We start from the raw sequence: 14966 nt of genomic DNA on the forward strand, positions 1-14966 counted from the left end.
TCCATCGCCGCCGGACGCCCGGCGGCGTCCGTGCGCCGGAAACAGGCCGTCGAGACTAGGCCGCCACGACCCGGATCACGCCCTCGCCGCGGCGATGGCCGACCGAGGTGACCACGACTTCACGGGCCGAGCCCGCGGCGCAGAAAGCTGCCGCGAGCGCGGCGCCGAAGGGGGCCGCCACTTCCAGGGGATGTCCGATGAGATCGCCGGTGGCGCGGATGCCCGTCTCGGGCAGGGCCGCGCGGATGCCGGCGACTTCCTCGGCGGCGAGGTCTCGCAGGCCCGTGGCGCCGGAGAGCACCACGTCCGGCCGCTCGATCCCGGCCTCGCCGATCAGGCGGGTGAGGCTCGCCGAGACGCTGCCGGGGGCGCGGGCGACCCGGTCGTTGGCCACGGGCATCAGCCGGGCGAGCGCCCGGGCGCCGCGGGCGGCGGCGTGCTCGGCCGATTCCAGCACGAGGAAGGCCGCGGCACTCCCCAGGACGAAGCCGCCGCCGTCGCCGCGCTCGAAGACGGGCCGGTAATCGGGCTTGAGCAGGTAGCCGCCCATCTCGTGCACGACCATCACGTCGGGCCGCTCGGCGCTGTAGGAGCCGCCGACCATCATGGTCTCGACCTGACCGGAGGCGATGCGGGCATGCCCGATGCGCAGGGCGTCGACGCCGCTCGATTCCTCGCCCATGAAGGTGCGCGAGGCCCCCGTCACGCCGTGGACGATGCTGATATTGCCCGCGAGCAGGTTCGAGAGCTGGGCCAGGAACAGGGTCGGCCGCAGGTCGTTGAGGAGCCGCTCGTTGAGGTAGGCGCCCGGATCGTTGGTCCCGCGCAGGCCGGTGAGGATGGCCCCGTCGACGGCGTAGTCGCGCTCGCCACCGCCCGCCGCCACGATGAGCTGGAGCGCCGACTTGAAGCCCGAATCGTCCTTGACCCCGGCCGAATCGAGCGCGAGCCCGGCGGCGTAGACGCCGAGCCGCTGCCAGGCTTCCATCTGCCGCTGGTCGGACTTCTTCGGGATCTGCGTGTCGAGGGCGAGCGGGGCGACCGGATGCACCGGGTAGGGCGCGAAGCTCTCGGCATCCGTGCGCGGCGGCCCGGCGGCGGCGAAGGCGGCCAGATGCGCCTCGATCCCCTCCCCGGCGCAGGAGACGAGGCCCAGCCCCGTGACGACGACCGCGCGGTCCCTCCGGCTCACGGCTGCGCTCCGTCGGGCAGGCCGATCTTGCGGGCGCGCTCGCGGATCAGCGCTTCCATGGAGGCGGGGAACGGCATGGTGCGGAAGCGGAGCTCCGCGTCGCAGAGCGCCTTGCCCTCGTGGCGGATCGCGGCCTTCGTCACCGCGTAGCCCGATCCGTCGTGCTCCAGGCTCGCCGTGATGTCGAGGGCGGCACCGGGGCCGACGAAGGAGCGGAAGCGCGCCTTGTCCACGGCCATGAGGAAGGGCATCTGCGAAAAATCGAGATGGGCGAGGACGAGGTAGCCGGAGGCCTGCGCCATGGTCTCGGTGAGCAGCACGCCGGGCACCAGCGGGTGACCGGGGAAATGACCCTCGAAGACCGGGCTCGCCTCGGGCACGAGCGCCCGCGCCTCGATGCGGCCGGCGGCGCGGTCGAGCCGCACCACGGAATCGATCATCTCGAAATATTCGAGCCGCATCGCGGTGAGCGTCCTCGAGCCTGCTTCAGGAGCGGGCGATCAAGCCTTGGCGGCCTTCTCGGCCACCAGACCGTCGATGCGCGCGCAGAGATTCTTCAGAACGAAGTACTGCTCGGCCGGGACCTTGCCCTCGTTGACTTCCTGGGTCCAGCGCTCCAGCGGCAGCTTGATCCCGAAGGCCTTGTCGACCGCGAAGGCGATGTCGAGGAAGGCGAGCGAATCGATGCCCAGATCGTCGATGGCGTGGCTCTCGGGCGTGATCTTGTCGCGCGGGATGTCCGCCGTCTCGGCGATGATGTCCGCGACGCGGTCGAAGGTGGCGGTCTCGTTCGACATAAGGGCTGGCCGCTTTCTCGGTTTCGTGTCCGGCGTCGCCGACCTTTCGCGCGGCACGCCCCCATGGCGCCCGAACCGGTCCGCGGCCCCGCATCGCCGCCGGTTCCCGATGGCGCGTCTGAAAAGATCGCGACCCCTTACACGAAGCGATGGAGCGCGGGCAACCTCGGGCGCCGCACCCCGTCCACGACCGTCCTCCCGTGCGCCGGCTCAGCCCGCCGAGCGGGTGAGATCGAGCGCCGGGACGCGCGTGTCCCCGCCCTGCCGCGGCCGCTCGCGGCCCGTGCGGCGGCCCTCGCCGGGAACCGCGCGCTTGCGCTCCGGCATGCGCGGCCGCACCAGCTCGCCGAGCGCCACGAAGCGGTCGTTGTGACGCTGTCCGGCATCCTGGATGCCGAAGCCGAGGGCGAAGGAGCGGGCAAGGCCATCGTCGGGGGTGATGCCGTAGCGCTCAAGCGCGGCCAGGAAGACCTGCCGGAAGCCCGCGGGGGCACACCATGCCTTCTCCGCAAGCTGCATCGGCCAGGTCCAGAGGCCGTCGCCGCGGCGGCTGGCGATCTCGTCGCGCGGGATGAAGTAACCGCTGGCGGAATGCTCCAGCCCCTCGTCGAGCAGGCGCCAGTCACGGTCCGGGCTCTGCCGCGGAGCGGACGCGACCGGACGGTCGAGCAGGTCGTCGTCGAAGCCGATCTCGATCACGGGAACCTCCTGCCTTGCTTCGCTGCAGCGACATGGTGGTGCGCTGTGGCGAATCGGTTCGGAACGTTCCATGAACAATGGGGTGGCGCGCCCGGTCGGTCAAGCCTTTGTTCGTAGTTCGTTCCGGGCGCTCGTGCGCGGGCGAGGCCGCGCTCGGGTCGGCAGATCCGGATCTTAACAGTTTCGACGATACGGTGCCGCCGAGCCGATTCGGCGCCGCTCTCCGCTCAAGACCCATGCTCACCCTGCCGGACGTCCCGACCCTCGGCTTGTGCAGTGTCCTGGCGAGCCTCGCCTTCCTGGGCGTGTTCGTTTTCCTCTGGGTCGGGCGGCGCGACGAGAGCCACCTCCTGCATTGGGCGGCCAGCTCGCTGATCTACGCGGTGGCGCTCCTTGCCTTCGCCTCCGTCGCCGGCCCGTCCCTGGTGATCGGCCTGCTCTACGGCGCGCTCTCGGCAAGTACGCTCGCGGTGCTGACGGGCGTGCGCCGCTTCGACGGCCTGCCCCCGTTCCGCCCCTGGCTCCTGCTGCCGATCCTCGTCTCCTGCCTCGGCTACCTGCTGCCCGCCCTCGCCTTCGGGGTGGACAGCCCGGCCAGCCGGATCGGAGGCACCGTCGGCAGCATCGTCACGATGCTGGTCGTCGGCCTCAGCCTCGCCCTGGGCCGCGCGCCGCAGCCCTCGCGCGGCCGGCGCATCGCCGGGGCGGCGCTCCTCGTCTACGTGCCGAGCTTCCTTGTGGCGATCGCGGCCGAGGCCGTCGGGGGCAGCAGCGTCAACATGGCCGCGCTGGTCCCGCTGCTGGCCGACCAAGTGCTGCTCGCCGTGCTCAATCTCGGCCTCATCGCCATGCCGGGCGAGCGTGCGCAGGCGGCCCTGCGCGACGCGGCCTTGCGCGATCCGCTCACCGGAGCCTGGAACCGCGCCGGCCTGCGCGCCCTCGAGGCGCCGAGGCTGCGGCCGGGCACGGCGGTGATCGTGCTCGATATCGACCACTTCAAGGATCTCAACGATCGGCACGGCCACGCGCTCGGCGACCGGGTGCTGACGGCGCTGGCCGGCTGCATCCGCGGCATCGCGCCGGAGCCGGACGCTTTTCTCGCGCGGCTCGGCGGCGACGAATTCGTGATGATCGTGCCGGATCGCAGTCCCGCCGAAGCGTGTTGGCTCGCCGACGAGATCCGCCTCGCAACCCAGCGGGTGCCCGACCTCCCGGCTTGGACGATCAGCCTCGGCATCGCCAGGGTCGAGCCCGGAGAGGCCGATTTCGCCGCGGCCATCGAGCGGGCCGACCGGTCGCTCTACCGCGCCAAGGCGGAGGGGCGCGACCGGGCCGCGGCCTGACGCGCGGGAACATCGCCCGGTGCTCGCGATTGGCCTGCGCGGCGGACGGTTGCGGACTGAGCGAGGCTGTCGATGGCTGGCATGGAGCGAACGGAAGCCGAGCCGATCCGGCACTCCGCATCGGACAACGCCTGCTTCCAGGCGATCTTCCGCGTCCTGCTGGTCGCCGGCTTGCTCGGGCTCGGCCTCTACATTCTCGCCGGATTCCTGCGGGCGCTGGTCTGGGCCGTGGTGCTCGCCGTCGCTTTGTGGCCCCTCTTCGCCCGGGCGAGGCGGCGGCTTCCGCCGGGACGGCACAACCTGCTCTGGCCGGCCGTCTTCACCGGCCTCGTCGCGCTGGTGCTGCTCCTGCCCGTCGTGGCGCTCGCCGTCGAGGCGGCCCGCGAGGCGCACGATCTGCTCGCCTATGCCCGCGAGGCCGAGCGCAACGGCATCCCGGTGCCTGCCTTCGTCGCGCACCTGCCTTACGGGGCGGAGGCCGTGAGTGCGTGGTGGAACGCGCATCTGGCCCATGCCGGGCTCGCGCACGAGCTGAGCGAGCGGCTCAACACCGCTTCCAATCGCGATCTCACCCGCAGCCTCGGCGCGGGGCTGGTGCACCGGGTGGTGCTGTTCGGCTTCTGCCTGCTCGCCCTGTTCTTCCTGTTCCGCGAGGGCGACACGGTGATCGCGCAGGGGCTGCGGGCGAGCCACCGCCTGTTCGGCCCTCGCGGCGAGCGGGTGGCGCGCCAGATGGCGGCCTCTGTGCACGGCACCGTGGATGGGCTCGTGCTCGTCGGCCTCGGCGAAGGCGTCCTGCTCGGAATCGTCTACGCGCTGACCGGCGTGCCGCATCCCGTGCTGTTCGGGGCGCTGACGGCGGTCGCCGCGATGATCCCCTTCGGCGCCCCTCTCGCCTTCGGCCTCGCCGCGGCGCTGCTCCTGGCCGGCGGGGCGGTCGTGCCCGCGGTGATCGTGGTGGCGGCGGGCTTCGTCGTCACCTTCGTGGCCGACCACTTCGTGCGCCCGGCGCTGATCGGCGGCACCACGCGGCTGCCCTTCCTCTGGGTGCTGCTCGGGATTCTCGGCGGCGTCGAGACCTTCGGGCTGCTCGGCCTGTTCGTCGGCCCGGCGGTGATGGCCGCGCTGATCCTGCTGTGGCGGGAGTTCACGGACGGGGCGGAGGCGGTGGGCGATCCGGGGGGCCAGTCGCCTCCCGTCACCGAGGACGTCGGCGTGGCGGTCCAGGGACGCGATCTTCCTGCAGCGGGTGGTGCGCCGGATCGCCCCGGCTCTCCTGCGCGATGAGGCGAGCGGGATCGCCCCCGATCGCTTCCGGCTGATCGACACGGATCGTCAGGGCGCAGCGGAGCCGAAGCCATCCAGCGCTCCGACCGATCCGGGGACGTCACGCGGCTGGATCGCTTCGCTCACGCTCGCGATGACGGCCCGAGGCGAAAGCCTGAGCCGCTCGAACGGAGGCCGCCTCAGTGCTTCAGCGGCCGGCCGAGCTTCTTCGCCAGGATCCGCTGCGGGCTCTTCTCCGGGTCGGCCTGGTCGGCGACCGCGATATAGGCGGTCTGTTCCAGCATGTAGCGCCCGCCCATGGCCCCATGCATCACCAGGTCGGAGAAGGTCACCCAGGTCTCGCCGGGCTGGAAGCGCACGTCCGCCTGCGGGGCGCTGGCCTGATAATCCATGTCGCGCTTGAGCGCGTCGTGGAGGTGCAGCATCAGGTGGTCGTATTCCGAGCGCTTGGCCTTGGTGATCTTGAGCGCGGCCAGCACGCTCGCCGAGAGACTGGAATAGCCGGGGAGCTTGGGCAGGAACTTCTCCGCCATCGAGCCGAAATCCTCGCCGACCCGCCACAGCCGCGGCTGCCCCTCCGCGTTGATGTTGCGGAAGATGCGCAGGATGCGCTTCTCCCCGATCGGGTTCGAGGGGAAGGCGTCGACATGCATGCGTGTGTCGTCGCGCCGCCAGCTCAGCTTGCGCTTGTCGACGTCGAACGGCCGGTAGGACGTGCCCGCCAGCGAGACCTTGCCGGTATAGGCCGGCAGGTAGGTGTCGATCAGATCCTCCGCGAAGCGGCGGTAGCGCACCAGCAGGTCGCGCAGGCGGGCCTGCTCCTCCGCGCTGCCGGCCCCGCCGCGCAGTTCGGCGGTCGCGTTGCGGATCGCGACGTTCTTGGCCTTGCCGTCGGCGAAGGGACGCTCGACGAAGCGCTGTTCGAAGGCGTCGAAGGGGAAGTCGAGATCGCGGAAGACGAGGACCGAGCCGCTCTCCAGCGCCTCGACGAGGCCGGGCACGCCCGGCGCCGCCTCGGTGCGGGAGACGGGAAGGACGGGGCTGATCATGGCTGGCTGTTTCCCGCGCGATAGGATTGAGCGCGGTTTAACCGACCCGCTCGGGACCTGCCAACACGCTCCGCCGCCGCGGCCCCGTGTCGCCCGCGGGCGGATTGCGCCTTTTGCGGTGGATGAGGCCTCGCCTCCGCTTGCCCCGCCCTGTGCGCGCGCGTCTCCTGTCCCGCAACCTGGGGCAGGGGCGACGCGTTTCTCGACATGAAGTCCGCCCCCCGGACGAGGAGCCGGCCATGGCGACGCTGAAGGAATTCGAGGAGTCTCTGCGCGAGCACGGGATGCACATGGCGCTCGCCCTGCTGGAGCGCCTGCGCGAGCGCGACCGCCGGACCCGCACCGTACGCCCGGCCCGGCGCCTGACCGGCCAGCGGATGACGCCCGAACTCGCCCGCTCGATCCTGGAACTGCACGCCTCCACGGGCATGACCCAGCAGGAGATCGCCTTCAAGGTCGGGGTGAACCAGGGCCGGGTCAACGAGGTGATCAAGCGCGGCAAGTGGCTCGACGACGATCCCCACGCCCCCGAGGCGATCGCCCGGGACAAGGCGAAGGCGCGCATGCGGGCCGATCCCAAGCCGCGCCCGCGGGCGCCCGTCCGCAAGGAGGCCGCGCGCGTGGCCAAGAAGCCGGCGCCGCAGGGACAGCTCGCCTTCGGGGATCTGTAGCGCGATGTCCGGGCCGGACGACGCGGCCGTCTGCCGGATCGTGCGGCCCGGCGAGGCCTTCACGGGCAAGCAGGGGCTGTCCTACGCCCCCGGTATCTCCGCGGAATCGGCCGGCGCGCGAGCCATCCACCTGCAGATGGTGACGCTCCCGCCCGGCGCCCGCGCCAAGGCTCACAAGCACGAGGGCCACGAAACCGCGATCTACGCGCTCGCCGGCCTCTCCCGCATGTGGTGGGGCGAGCGGCTGGAGCATCACGCCGAATTGCGGCCCGGCGAGTATCTCTACATCCCGGCCGGCGTGCCGCACCTACCCTACAATCCGAGTCAGAACGAGCCCTGCTCCGCCATCATCGCCCGTACCGATCCGAACGAGCAGGAGAGCGTGGTGCTGCTGCCGGATCTCGACGGGATACATCCGTGAGCCGCGCCGTTGAGCAGGAGCCCTTCCTCGCGCCGGACCCCTCCCATGCGACGCCCCCTCGCCTCGCTCGCCTGTTTCGTCGCCTGCCTCGGCCCGGCGGCAGCGCAGCGCCTCTCGACGACCGATCTCACCTGCGGGCAGGCCCGGGCGGTGGTTCAGCGGCAGGGCGCGGCGGTGCTGGGCACCGGCGGGCCGACCTTCGACCGCTTCGTGCGCGACCGCTCGTTCTGCGAGGCGACGGAGATCGGCAAGCGCGCCTTCGTGCCGACCCGCGAGGGGCCGGGCTGCTTCGTTGGCTTCACCTGCTACGAGCCCGGCCGCGGCGACCGCTTCGGCGATTTCTGACGCGCGCGCACGAAAACGCCCCGGCCTTGCGGGCCGGGGCGCTATCCTACGGGGTCAGCCTCGCGGCTGAAGCGTTAGGCAGCCTGCTGGACCGAGCCCTCGATCACCGGCTGGCTCGGGGCGCGGCTGGCGATCTCGATGCGGCGGGGCTTCTTCGCCTCCGGGACCTCGCGGACGAGATCGACGTGGAGGAGGCCGTTCTCCAGAACGGCGCCGGTCACCTGGACGTGGTCGGCGAGCTGGAAGCGGCGCTCGAAGGCGCGGGCGGCGATGCCTTGGTAGAGCACGTCGGCGGGCTTGCCGTCGGCGGACTTGCGCTCACCCTTGATGGTGAGGGCGTTCTCCTTCACCTCGATCGACAGGTCGGCCTCGGTGAAGCCGGCCACCGCGACGGTGACGCGGTAGACGTTCTCACCCGTGCGCTCGATGTTGTAGGGCGGGTAGGTCGGGGCGGTTTCCGCGCTCACGAGACCGTCGAGGGCCGCAAAAAGGCGGTCGAAACCGACGGTGGAGCGGTAAAGGGGAGCCAGATCGAACTGACGCATCACATATTCTCCAGAAGAAGCAACATGCCGACTGTATTCGGGTCCGCCCGGGGGCCGGACCGTCGCGCCGCCGTCTCGGCCGGCGCATCCGAGATATTGGTGGGAAGCCAAAACCGTGCAAGAGCCTGCTTGCGGGGATTTATGCGCTTCTTCGAGAAAAAATATTGAGGGCTGATCCGGCCGTGCTGACCCTGCGACCCACTCCCGGCAATCCGGTCCCGCCCGGTGCCCAGATCGTGCCGGTCCGGACCTCCGACGGCGTCCTGTTGCGGGCCGCTGCCTGGCGACCGACGGCGCGCGGCGTGAAGGGCACGGTCTGCCTGCTTCAGGGCCGGGCCGAGTTCATCGAAAAGTACTACGAGACTATCGTCGAGTTGCGCGCCCGCGGCTTCTGCGTCGTCGCCTTCGATTGGCGCGGCCAGGGTGATTCCGGCCGGCAGGTGCGCAACGCCCACAAGGGTCACGTCCGCCGCTTCGACGATTACCGCCTCGACCTGAAGGCGATCGCCGAGACGCTGCTCGTGCCGCAGATGCCCGAGCCGCATTTCGCGCTCGCCCATTCCATGGGCGGGGCGGTGGCGCTGACCGGCGCGGCGGAGGGCTGGCTGCCGTTCCGTCGGCTCGTCACGGTGGCGCCGATGCTGGCGATCCGCATGGTGCGCTGGCCGGCGGGCGCCTCGCTGCTCTCGCGCACCCTCGACCGGCTGGGGCTGGGGCGCTGCTACATCCCCTTCGGCGGGCCGACCTCGATCGCGACCAAGCCGTTCGCGGGCAACCGGCTCTCGACCGATCCCGTGCGCTACGCCCGCAACGCGGCCGCGGCCCGCGAGGTCGGCGCCGGGGCGGTGGGCGATCCGACCATCGCCTGGCTCGCCTCGGCCTACCGCGCCATGCGCCGGCTCGCGAAGCCCGCCACGATCCGGCGGATCCGCACGCCCTGCCTGATCATCGCGGCCGGCGCCGACCCCGTCTGCAGCACGCCGGCCACCGAGCGCTTCGCCGCGCGCCTCAAGACCGGTCACCTCATCGTGCTGCCGGGCGCCCGCCACGAGATCCTGACGGAGAGCGACGCGATCCGCACCGATTTCTGGGCGGCCTTCGACGCGTTCATCCCCGGCCACGGGGTGCAGTCGGTGGCGGACGAGGCGCCGCGCCGTGCCGCCGTCGGCTGAGAGCGCGGGACGACGACGCGGCGGCCCGCGCCCTACGGGTTGAGCCGCTTCAAGGCCGCCTCGTGCAGGCGGGGATCGCCCGCCGCGACGATGCGGCCGCCCTGCATCGCCGGTCCGCCGTCCCAGGCGGTGACGACGCCACCCGCGCCCTCCACGATGGGGATCAGCGCCACGATGTCGTAGGGCTTCAATCCTGCCTCCACCACGAGGTCGATCTGGCCCGCCGCCAGCATGCAGTAGGCGTAGCAATCGGCGCCGTAGCGGGACATCTTCACCTCTGCCTCGATCGCCCGGAAGCGTTCGGCCTCCTCGCCCTCCGCGAACAGGCGCGGATCGGTGGTGGCGAGGATCGCGTTCGAGAGCGCATCGCAGCGGCGGCTGTGCAGGGGCCGCTCGCCCTTCGGGCTGCGCACGCTGGCGGTCTTGCCGTCGCCGAGGAAGCGCTCGCCGAGATAGGGCTGGTGCATCAGGCCGCGCACCGCCGCGCCGTGATGGGTGAGGCCGATCAGGGTACCCCAGGTCGGCAGGCCGCTGATGAAGGCGCGGGTGCCGTCGATCGGATCGAGCACCCAGACGCACTCGGCATCCGCCCGCTCGGCCCCGAATTCCTCGCCGAGTATGCCGTGGTTCGGCAGCCGGTCCTTGATCATCCGCCGCATCACGGCCTCCGCGGCGCGGTCGGCCTCGGTCACGGGGTCGAAGGCCCGTCCCGTCCCGTGGGACTTGTCGTCGAGGCCGAAATGCGCCCGGAAGAAGGGCAGGATCGCCGCTCCCGACTGCGTGGCGAGGTCTTCCATGAACCGGGCGAGATCGACGACGCTCATCGGGGGCAGCCTTCCGTTGACCGCCCAAGACGAAGCCGCCGCAAGGGGCGCCGTCAAGCCTCGCCCGGGAATCCTTCGCCGCCGTTCACCGTCAGGCCGGTTCCGGCAGGGCTTGGCGCGGCGGCGTCGCCGCCTCCTGGCGCTGCGGGCCCTGCGGAGCACCGTGGCGGGCGATGGCGAGGATCGTCTCGATCAGGTCGCGCAGCGAGGTGACGTGGTCGTCGGCCCCGATCTTGGCGCGCACCGTCTCATCGGAGACGATCTGCTCGTCGAGGCGCCACAGGCCGGCGACGATCGGCACGTTGTCGATCTTCTGGCGGATGCGCGAGACGAGGCGGCGCAGGTGGGTCGGCTCGCCGGCCAGCGCCAGCGAGATCACGCAGACGGTCTGGGCCGGGCCCGGGTCCCACGCGCCGATCTTCACCCGGGCGAGATCGGCGAACGGCACCTGCCGGGTGCCGAAGCCGCGCTTGCGCAGCAGCTGCTCGGCGATGGCGGTCGCCGCCTCGTCGAGGAAGCCGCGGCCCGAGACCAGCAGGATCGCGCCGTCCCGGCGCCACTCCTCCGACAGGTCGTCCGGGTCGGGATCGGGGATCGGCTCGTTCTTGCATGCACCCTCCCCTTCCGCCGGCCCGCCGGGGAGCAGGCGGGAGGCCTTTGTGGCCGGGTCGGGCACCGAATCCTCGCGCGTCTCCAGATCCTCGACCAGGGCGTTGATCGAGGCGCGGATCTCGTCCTTCTGGCTCGGCGTCAGCACGCCGCGGGCGGCGTCGCGGGCAGCGAGTTCGAGGCCGCGCAGCACCACGTCGTCGTAATAGGCCGAGAGCGAGCATTCCCGCAGGATCAGGTCGGCATGCTCCTGCGCCTCCTCCGGGTCGTCGGCGAGCATGCGCTGGTAGAAGTTCTCGACCGGAGTCAGGGCCGGGCGGTTGCTGAACAGCACGTCGAGGAATTCGAGCCGGTCGACGTGACGCCCAAGCACGACGAGGCAGACGGTCAGCGGCGTCGAGAGCAGCAGCCCCACCGGTCCCCACAGCCAGGTCCAGAACAGGGCGGAGACCAGCACCGAGAAGGGCGAGAGGCCGGTGGAGTGGCCGTAGACCAGCGGCTCGATGACATGCCCGACGATGGGCTCGACGAGGGCGAAGAGCAGGAAGGTCGCCAGCACCATGCTCCAGCCCGGCTCGACGGCGGCCGCGAGCGCGATGGGCAGCACGGCCGAGAGCACGGCGCCGATATAGGGCACGAAGCGCATGACCAGCGCGAAGATGCCCCACAGCACCGGGCTCGGCACGCCGATGATCCAGAGCCCGACGCCGATGACGATGCCGAAGGCGGTGTTGAGGGCGAGTTGCCCCAGGAAGTAGCGCGAGAGCCGCCGGGCCGCGTCGTCCATCGCCACGGTCGTGCGGTGGAGGTCGCTGGAGCCGGCGAGCCGGATCAGGCGGTCGCGCAGATCCTCCCGCTGCATCAGGATGAAGAGAAGAACCACGATGACGATGCCGGCGGTGGCCAGCGGCTGCGCCACCGGCGAGAGCACGGTGGTGGCGAGTTCGAGCGGGCTCGGGCGGCGCTCCTCCACCTGCACCACGATGGGCTTGGGCGGCTCCGGCTCGGCCTTTCGGGCGCTGTCGCGAGCCGCCTGCTCGCGTGCGGCCCGCTCCTTGGCCCGCTCGGCGCTCTCCTTGTTCTCCTCGCCGCCCTGATGGATCGCGCGGTTGATGTTGGCGATGTAGTCCATGGTCTGGCCGAGGCTGCCGTTCCGCAGCCCTTCGATCTTGCGCTCCACCGTGCGCTGGTAGCGCGGCACGTCCTGGGCGAGTTCGGCGACCTGCACCCCGATGACGGTGGACAGCGCGGCGATGAGGCCGGCGGCAAACAGCACCGAGACGAGCACCGCGACCGCCCTCCCCAGCCGAAGCCGGCGCAGGAAGTTCACGAGCGGACCCAGCACGAAGGACAGAAGCACCGCGATCGCGATCGGGATCAGCACCTCGCGTGCGAGGAACAGGCCCGCGACGATGATCGCAAACACGACGAGGGAGGAGGCCAGAGGGCCCTTGGGCGTCTCGGCGGCGGCGACCCGGGTGGGCCGCGGCGGCACGATGAAGCCTTCGGAGGGGGAGATACGCTTCATTGCAGGCCGGGCTTCCCTCTCACGCCACGCGTCATCCGAGGCCCCGCGCAGCGCCGCGGGCATCGGTCTCGCTCAAGGGCCGCGCGGGCTCGGCGCGACGGTCGGTGCCCGATCCGGGCGGGAGCCGTCGCGGGCCTGCGCCCGGAGGCACCTGAACTCAAGAAACCGTGAGCAGGCCGGATTCGATCCAAGAAACGTCGCCGTAACGGGGCATACCCCTTATGACGCGGCCAAGGATTGGGCGAAGGGGCGTAGGCTAAGGCCCGCCTGCTCGAGCCCGGCGCGCACTGCCCGTGCCATCGTGAGAGCCTCGGGGTTGTCGCCGTGAACGCAGACGGTGTCGATCGCGACCGGAAGACGGCGTCCGCCGCGCGTGACGACCGCGCCCTCCCCGACCATGCGGGCGACGCGGGACGCGGCCTCCCCCGCATCGTGGATCACCGCGCCCGGCGAGCTGCGGGGGGCGAGGGTGCCGTCCTCGGCATAGGCGCGGTCGGCGTAGATCTCCCGCACCAGAGTGAGACCGGCCCGCTCGCCGGCGCGCTCGGCGCCCAACCCCGGCATCACCACCAGGGCGAGGCTTGGATCGACGCCGGCCACGGCCCGGGCCAGGGCTCCGGCCAGGGCCTCGTCCTCGTTGGTGAGGTTGGCGAGCGCGCCGTGCGCCTTGACGTGCGTGACGCGGCCACCGGCCAGGGCAGCGCAGGCCTGGAGCGCGCCGATCTGGTAGGCGATGTCCCGCTCTATTTTTTTCGGACTCTCCTGAATCCTATTCCGGCCGAAGCCGCGCAGGTCGGAAAATCCCGGATGCGCGCCGACAGCCACGCCCCGCGCCCGCGCCGCGAGCACCGTCTCGACCATGATGTCGGGATCGCCCGCGTGGAAGCCGCAGGCGACGTTGGCCGAGGTGACGATGTCGAGGAGCGCGGCGTCGTCGCCCATGCGCCAGGGGCCGAAGCCCTCGCCGAGATCGGCGTTGAGATCGATGCGGGCGCTCACCCGGCCGCCCGCATGGAACTCGACGTCTTTTCCCGAAGCGGTTTCGATCCACTGGGGTTCGCCGAGGGGGTCTCCGACGCGTCGGCCCGCGGGCGCATCATCACGCCGAAGCCGTCCGCCGCGTCGCCGATGAAGCGGATGCCCTCGCCTTCGAGCACCGTGCGGATCGCATCGAGGGTCTTGGTGCGCGGCGCGACCTGATCGCTCTCGATCATGTTCAGGGTCACGGCGGAGATGCTGGCGCGGCTCGCCAGAACCCCTTGCGTCCATTTGAGAAGGCCGCGGCCGGCGCGAATCTGGGCAGGGGTGATGGGGTGGATCAGCATGGGGTCGAGATGGGCGAAACTGAAAGAATTTTCAAGTTTCGGGTTGACGCATCAGAGGCACAACCGTAAGCACGGGCCCATCGGCTCAGCCGGGCCGGAGAAGCGAGCGTTACCTCTTACCCGTACGGGAAAGCTTCGCTCCTTCGCACCCATGTCCGGCCTTCGGCTCGAACACCACCACCGGCGCGGGCCGGTCGTGATCGGTTATCACCTGCACCGTGAAGCCCCGATCGCTCTTCATACGTCCGCGCCTCCCATTGGCCCCGCCTCGACGGAGCAAGGCATGAAACACGACGACCTACGCGTCGCCGCTTTCGCCCGTCCAGGGTCGGAGCGGCCATGGCCGATGCGGTCGAATCCGACCGCATGGGAGCCATTCGGCCGCGCGGGCCGATAGCGGACGGTTATCTGAGGGAGTCGAACGCCCGACGCCTTCGGGCGGAGGGCTCGGTTGTCCGCAAGGACATTCCCGTCCGCACCCCCATGCCCGCGCGGCCGCCGCTCCGGCTCGGTCTTTTGAATCACCTCACATCTCATCCCGGCGGCCCCTGCGGGCCGAACGGGGACGGTTACCGGTAGAGCGCCGCGGCCCACGCCGCGGAGGTCGCGGATTCGATCTTCGCCGGGCCTTGCGCCTGTAGCTCAGCAAACCCGTCCCCCACCTCCATGACCGCAGGATCGCTCGCGGCCGAGTTGTAGGAAAAATTTCTAGACGCCGCGCGGGCCGAAGAGGAAAGGTCGTCATTCCTCATGAGGTGGTCGCGGGTTCGAAGCCCGCCAGGCCGAAAGGTCCGTAGCTCAGTCGGGTAGAGCGCCCCTTTCCTCACCCCACGACCGCGCGGCCCGCGAGCCGGACACCCGTCCGGCCTGCGGGCGCGAACTGACCAAGGAATCGGCCGTGCGGGCCGATGGAGACAGGTGATCGTCGGCCGAGAGGCCGGGTTCGAATCCCACGGGCCGCGAGGTCCGATGCCCGGGTGGCGGACGGGCGACGCATGCCGCGCGAGCGGACCTCCTGTCTCCCCTCCATGCCCGCACGGCCGCTGACGGAACGAACGAATTCGGTCGCGTGGGCCGGATTGCGAGGGTGATCTGGTCCTGAGGTTCGAATCCTGAGCGCCGCGAGGCGCTGGAATCCCTTGCACGATTCACGACCGCG

At 71.1% G+C, this 14966-nt stretch carries 16 protein-coding genes; 6 read left to right on the top strand and 10 right to left on the bottom strand.

Going from position 1 to position 14966, the window contains the following annotated elements:
- Nucleotides 1-55: 55 nt before the first annotated feature.
- From BY998_RS08080 to BY998_RS08095, 4 genes are all read right to left on the bottom strand, one after another.
- The gene (locus tag BY998_RS08080) at nt 56-1192 is read right to left on the bottom strand and encodes a beta-ketoacyl-ACP synthase (RefSeq protein ID WP_110351125.1); all 1137 of its coding nucleotides are present in this window, start codon (nt 1190-1192) and stop codon (nt 56-58) included.
- Nucleotides 1189-1653, bottom strand: a complete 465-nt coding sequence (locus BY998_RS08085; RefSeq protein WP_110351126.1) for a 3-hydroxyacyl-ACP dehydratase FabZ family protein — start codon at nt 1651-1653, stop codon at nt 1189-1191. Before BY998_RS08085 ends, BY998_RS08080 begins: the two co-directional genes overlap by 4 nt.
- 39 nt (nt 1654-1692) lie before the next feature.
- Nucleotides 1693-1989, bottom strand: coding sequence for an acyl carrier protein (locus BY998_RS08090; RefSeq protein WP_110351127.1), 297 nt, complete (start codon nt 1987-1989; stop codon nt 1693-1695).
- Between the two features lie 210 nt (nt 1990-2199).
- Nucleotides 2200-2688, bottom strand: a complete 489-nt coding sequence (locus BY998_RS08095) for a hypothetical protein (RefSeq protein ID WP_110351128.1) — start codon at nt 2686-2688, stop codon at nt 2200-2202.
- Between the two features lie 236 nt (nt 2689-2924).
- Between BY998_RS08095 and BY998_RS08100 the strand changes: the two genes are divergently transcribed.
- Both BY998_RS08100 and BY998_RS08105 read left to right on the top strand, forming a co-directional pair.
- Nucleotides 2925-4031 carry a GGDEF domain-containing protein gene (locus tag BY998_RS08100; RefSeq protein WP_181425458.1) on the top strand — a complete coding sequence of 369 codons (1107 nt, stop codon included), beginning with the start codon at nt 2925-2927 and terminating at the stop codon, nt 4029-4031.
- 81 nt (nt 4032-4112) lie between these two features.
- Complete coding sequence (locus tag BY998_RS08105) at nt 4113-5318, top strand: AI-2E family transporter (protein WP_245421524.1); 1206 nt, start codon at nt 4113-4115, stop codon at nt 5316-5318.
- A 179-nt stretch (nt 5319-5497) separates the two neighbouring features.
- On the opposite strand, the gene BY998_RS08110 is transcribed toward BY998_RS08105, so the two are convergent.
- The gene (locus BY998_RS08110; RefSeq protein WP_110351130.1) at nt 5498-6367 is read right to left on the bottom strand and encodes a Kdo hydroxylase family protein; all 870 of its coding nucleotides are present in this window, start codon (nt 6365-6367) and stop codon (nt 5498-5500) included.
- Between the two features lie 239 nt (nt 6368-6606).
- On the opposite strand from BY998_RS08110, the gene BY998_RS08115 reads away from it, so the two are divergent.
- From BY998_RS08115 to BY998_RS08125, 3 genes are read left to right on the top strand one after another with little or no spacing between them, the layout of a single operon-like run.
- Nucleotides 6607-7038, top strand: a complete 432-nt coding sequence (locus BY998_RS08115; protein ID WP_110351131.1) for an RNA polymerase subunit sigma-70 — start codon at nt 6607-6609, stop codon at nt 7036-7038.
- A 4-nt stretch (nt 7039-7042) separates the two neighbouring features.
- Nucleotides 7043-7459: a cupin domain-containing protein gene (locus BY998_RS08120; RefSeq protein WP_110351132.1), complete on the top strand. Its 417-nt coding sequence runs from the start codon at nt 7043-7045 to the stop codon at nt 7457-7459.
- A gap of 45 nt (nt 7460-7504) precedes the next feature.
- The gene (locus BY998_RS08125) at nt 7505-7804 is read left to right on the top strand and encodes a hypothetical protein (RefSeq protein ID WP_110351133.1); all 300 of its coding nucleotides are present in this window, start codon (nt 7505-7507) and stop codon (nt 7802-7804) included.
- Nucleotides 7805-7878: 74 nt separating this feature from the next.
- Here BY998_RS08125 and BY998_RS08130 read toward each other — a convergent pair whose 3' ends face one another.
- On the bottom strand, nt 7879-8349 hold the full coding sequence (locus tag BY998_RS08130; protein ID WP_110351134.1) for an Hsp20 family protein: 471 nt from the start codon (nt 8347-8349) through the stop codon (nt 7879-7881).
- Between the two features lie 182 nt (nt 8350-8531).
- Here BY998_RS08130 and BY998_RS08135 point away from each other — a divergent pair, with 182 nt between their 5' ends.
- A complete protein-coding gene (locus BY998_RS08135; protein WP_110351135.1) occupies nt 8532-9521 on the top strand; it encodes an alpha/beta hydrolase in 990 nt (329 codons plus the stop codon).
- Between the two features lie 32 nt (nt 9522-9553).
- On the opposite strand, the gene hisN is transcribed toward BY998_RS08135, so the two are convergent.
- The 4 genes from hisN to BY998_RS08155 all read right to left on the bottom strand — a co-directional run bounded on the left by hisN (nt 9554) and on the right by BY998_RS08155 (nt 13807).
- Nucleotides 9554-10345, bottom strand: coding sequence for a histidinol-phosphatase (gene hisN, locus BY998_RS08140; RefSeq protein WP_110351136.1), 792 nt, complete (start codon nt 10343-10345; stop codon nt 9554-9556).
- 91 nt (nt 10346-10436) lie between these two features.
- Nucleotides 10437-12482 (bottom strand): AI-2E family transporter, encoded by a 2046-nt coding sequence (locus tag BY998_RS08145; RefSeq protein ID WP_110351137.1) that lies wholly within the window; start codon nt 12480-12482, stop codon nt 10437-10439.
- Nucleotides 12483-12701: 219 nt separating this feature from the next.
- Complete coding sequence (locus BY998_RS08150; RefSeq protein ID WP_110351138.1) at nt 12702-13481, bottom strand: 5-oxoprolinase subunit PxpA; 780 nt, start codon at nt 13479-13481, stop codon at nt 12702-12704.
- Nucleotides 13478-13807 (bottom strand): helix-turn-helix transcriptional regulator, encoded by a 330-nt coding sequence (locus BY998_RS08155; protein WP_110351139.1) that lies wholly within the window; start codon nt 13805-13807, stop codon nt 13478-13480. Before BY998_RS08155 ends, BY998_RS08150 begins: the two co-directional genes overlap by 4 nt.
- Nucleotides 13808-14966 lie beyond the last annotated feature (1159 nt).

Origin of the sequence: Methylobacterium sp. B4 (genome assembly GCF_003201865.1) — a bacterium.
Taxonomy (GTDB): Bacteria; Pseudomonadota; Alphaproteobacteria; order Rhizobiales; family Beijerinckiaceae; genus Methylobacterium.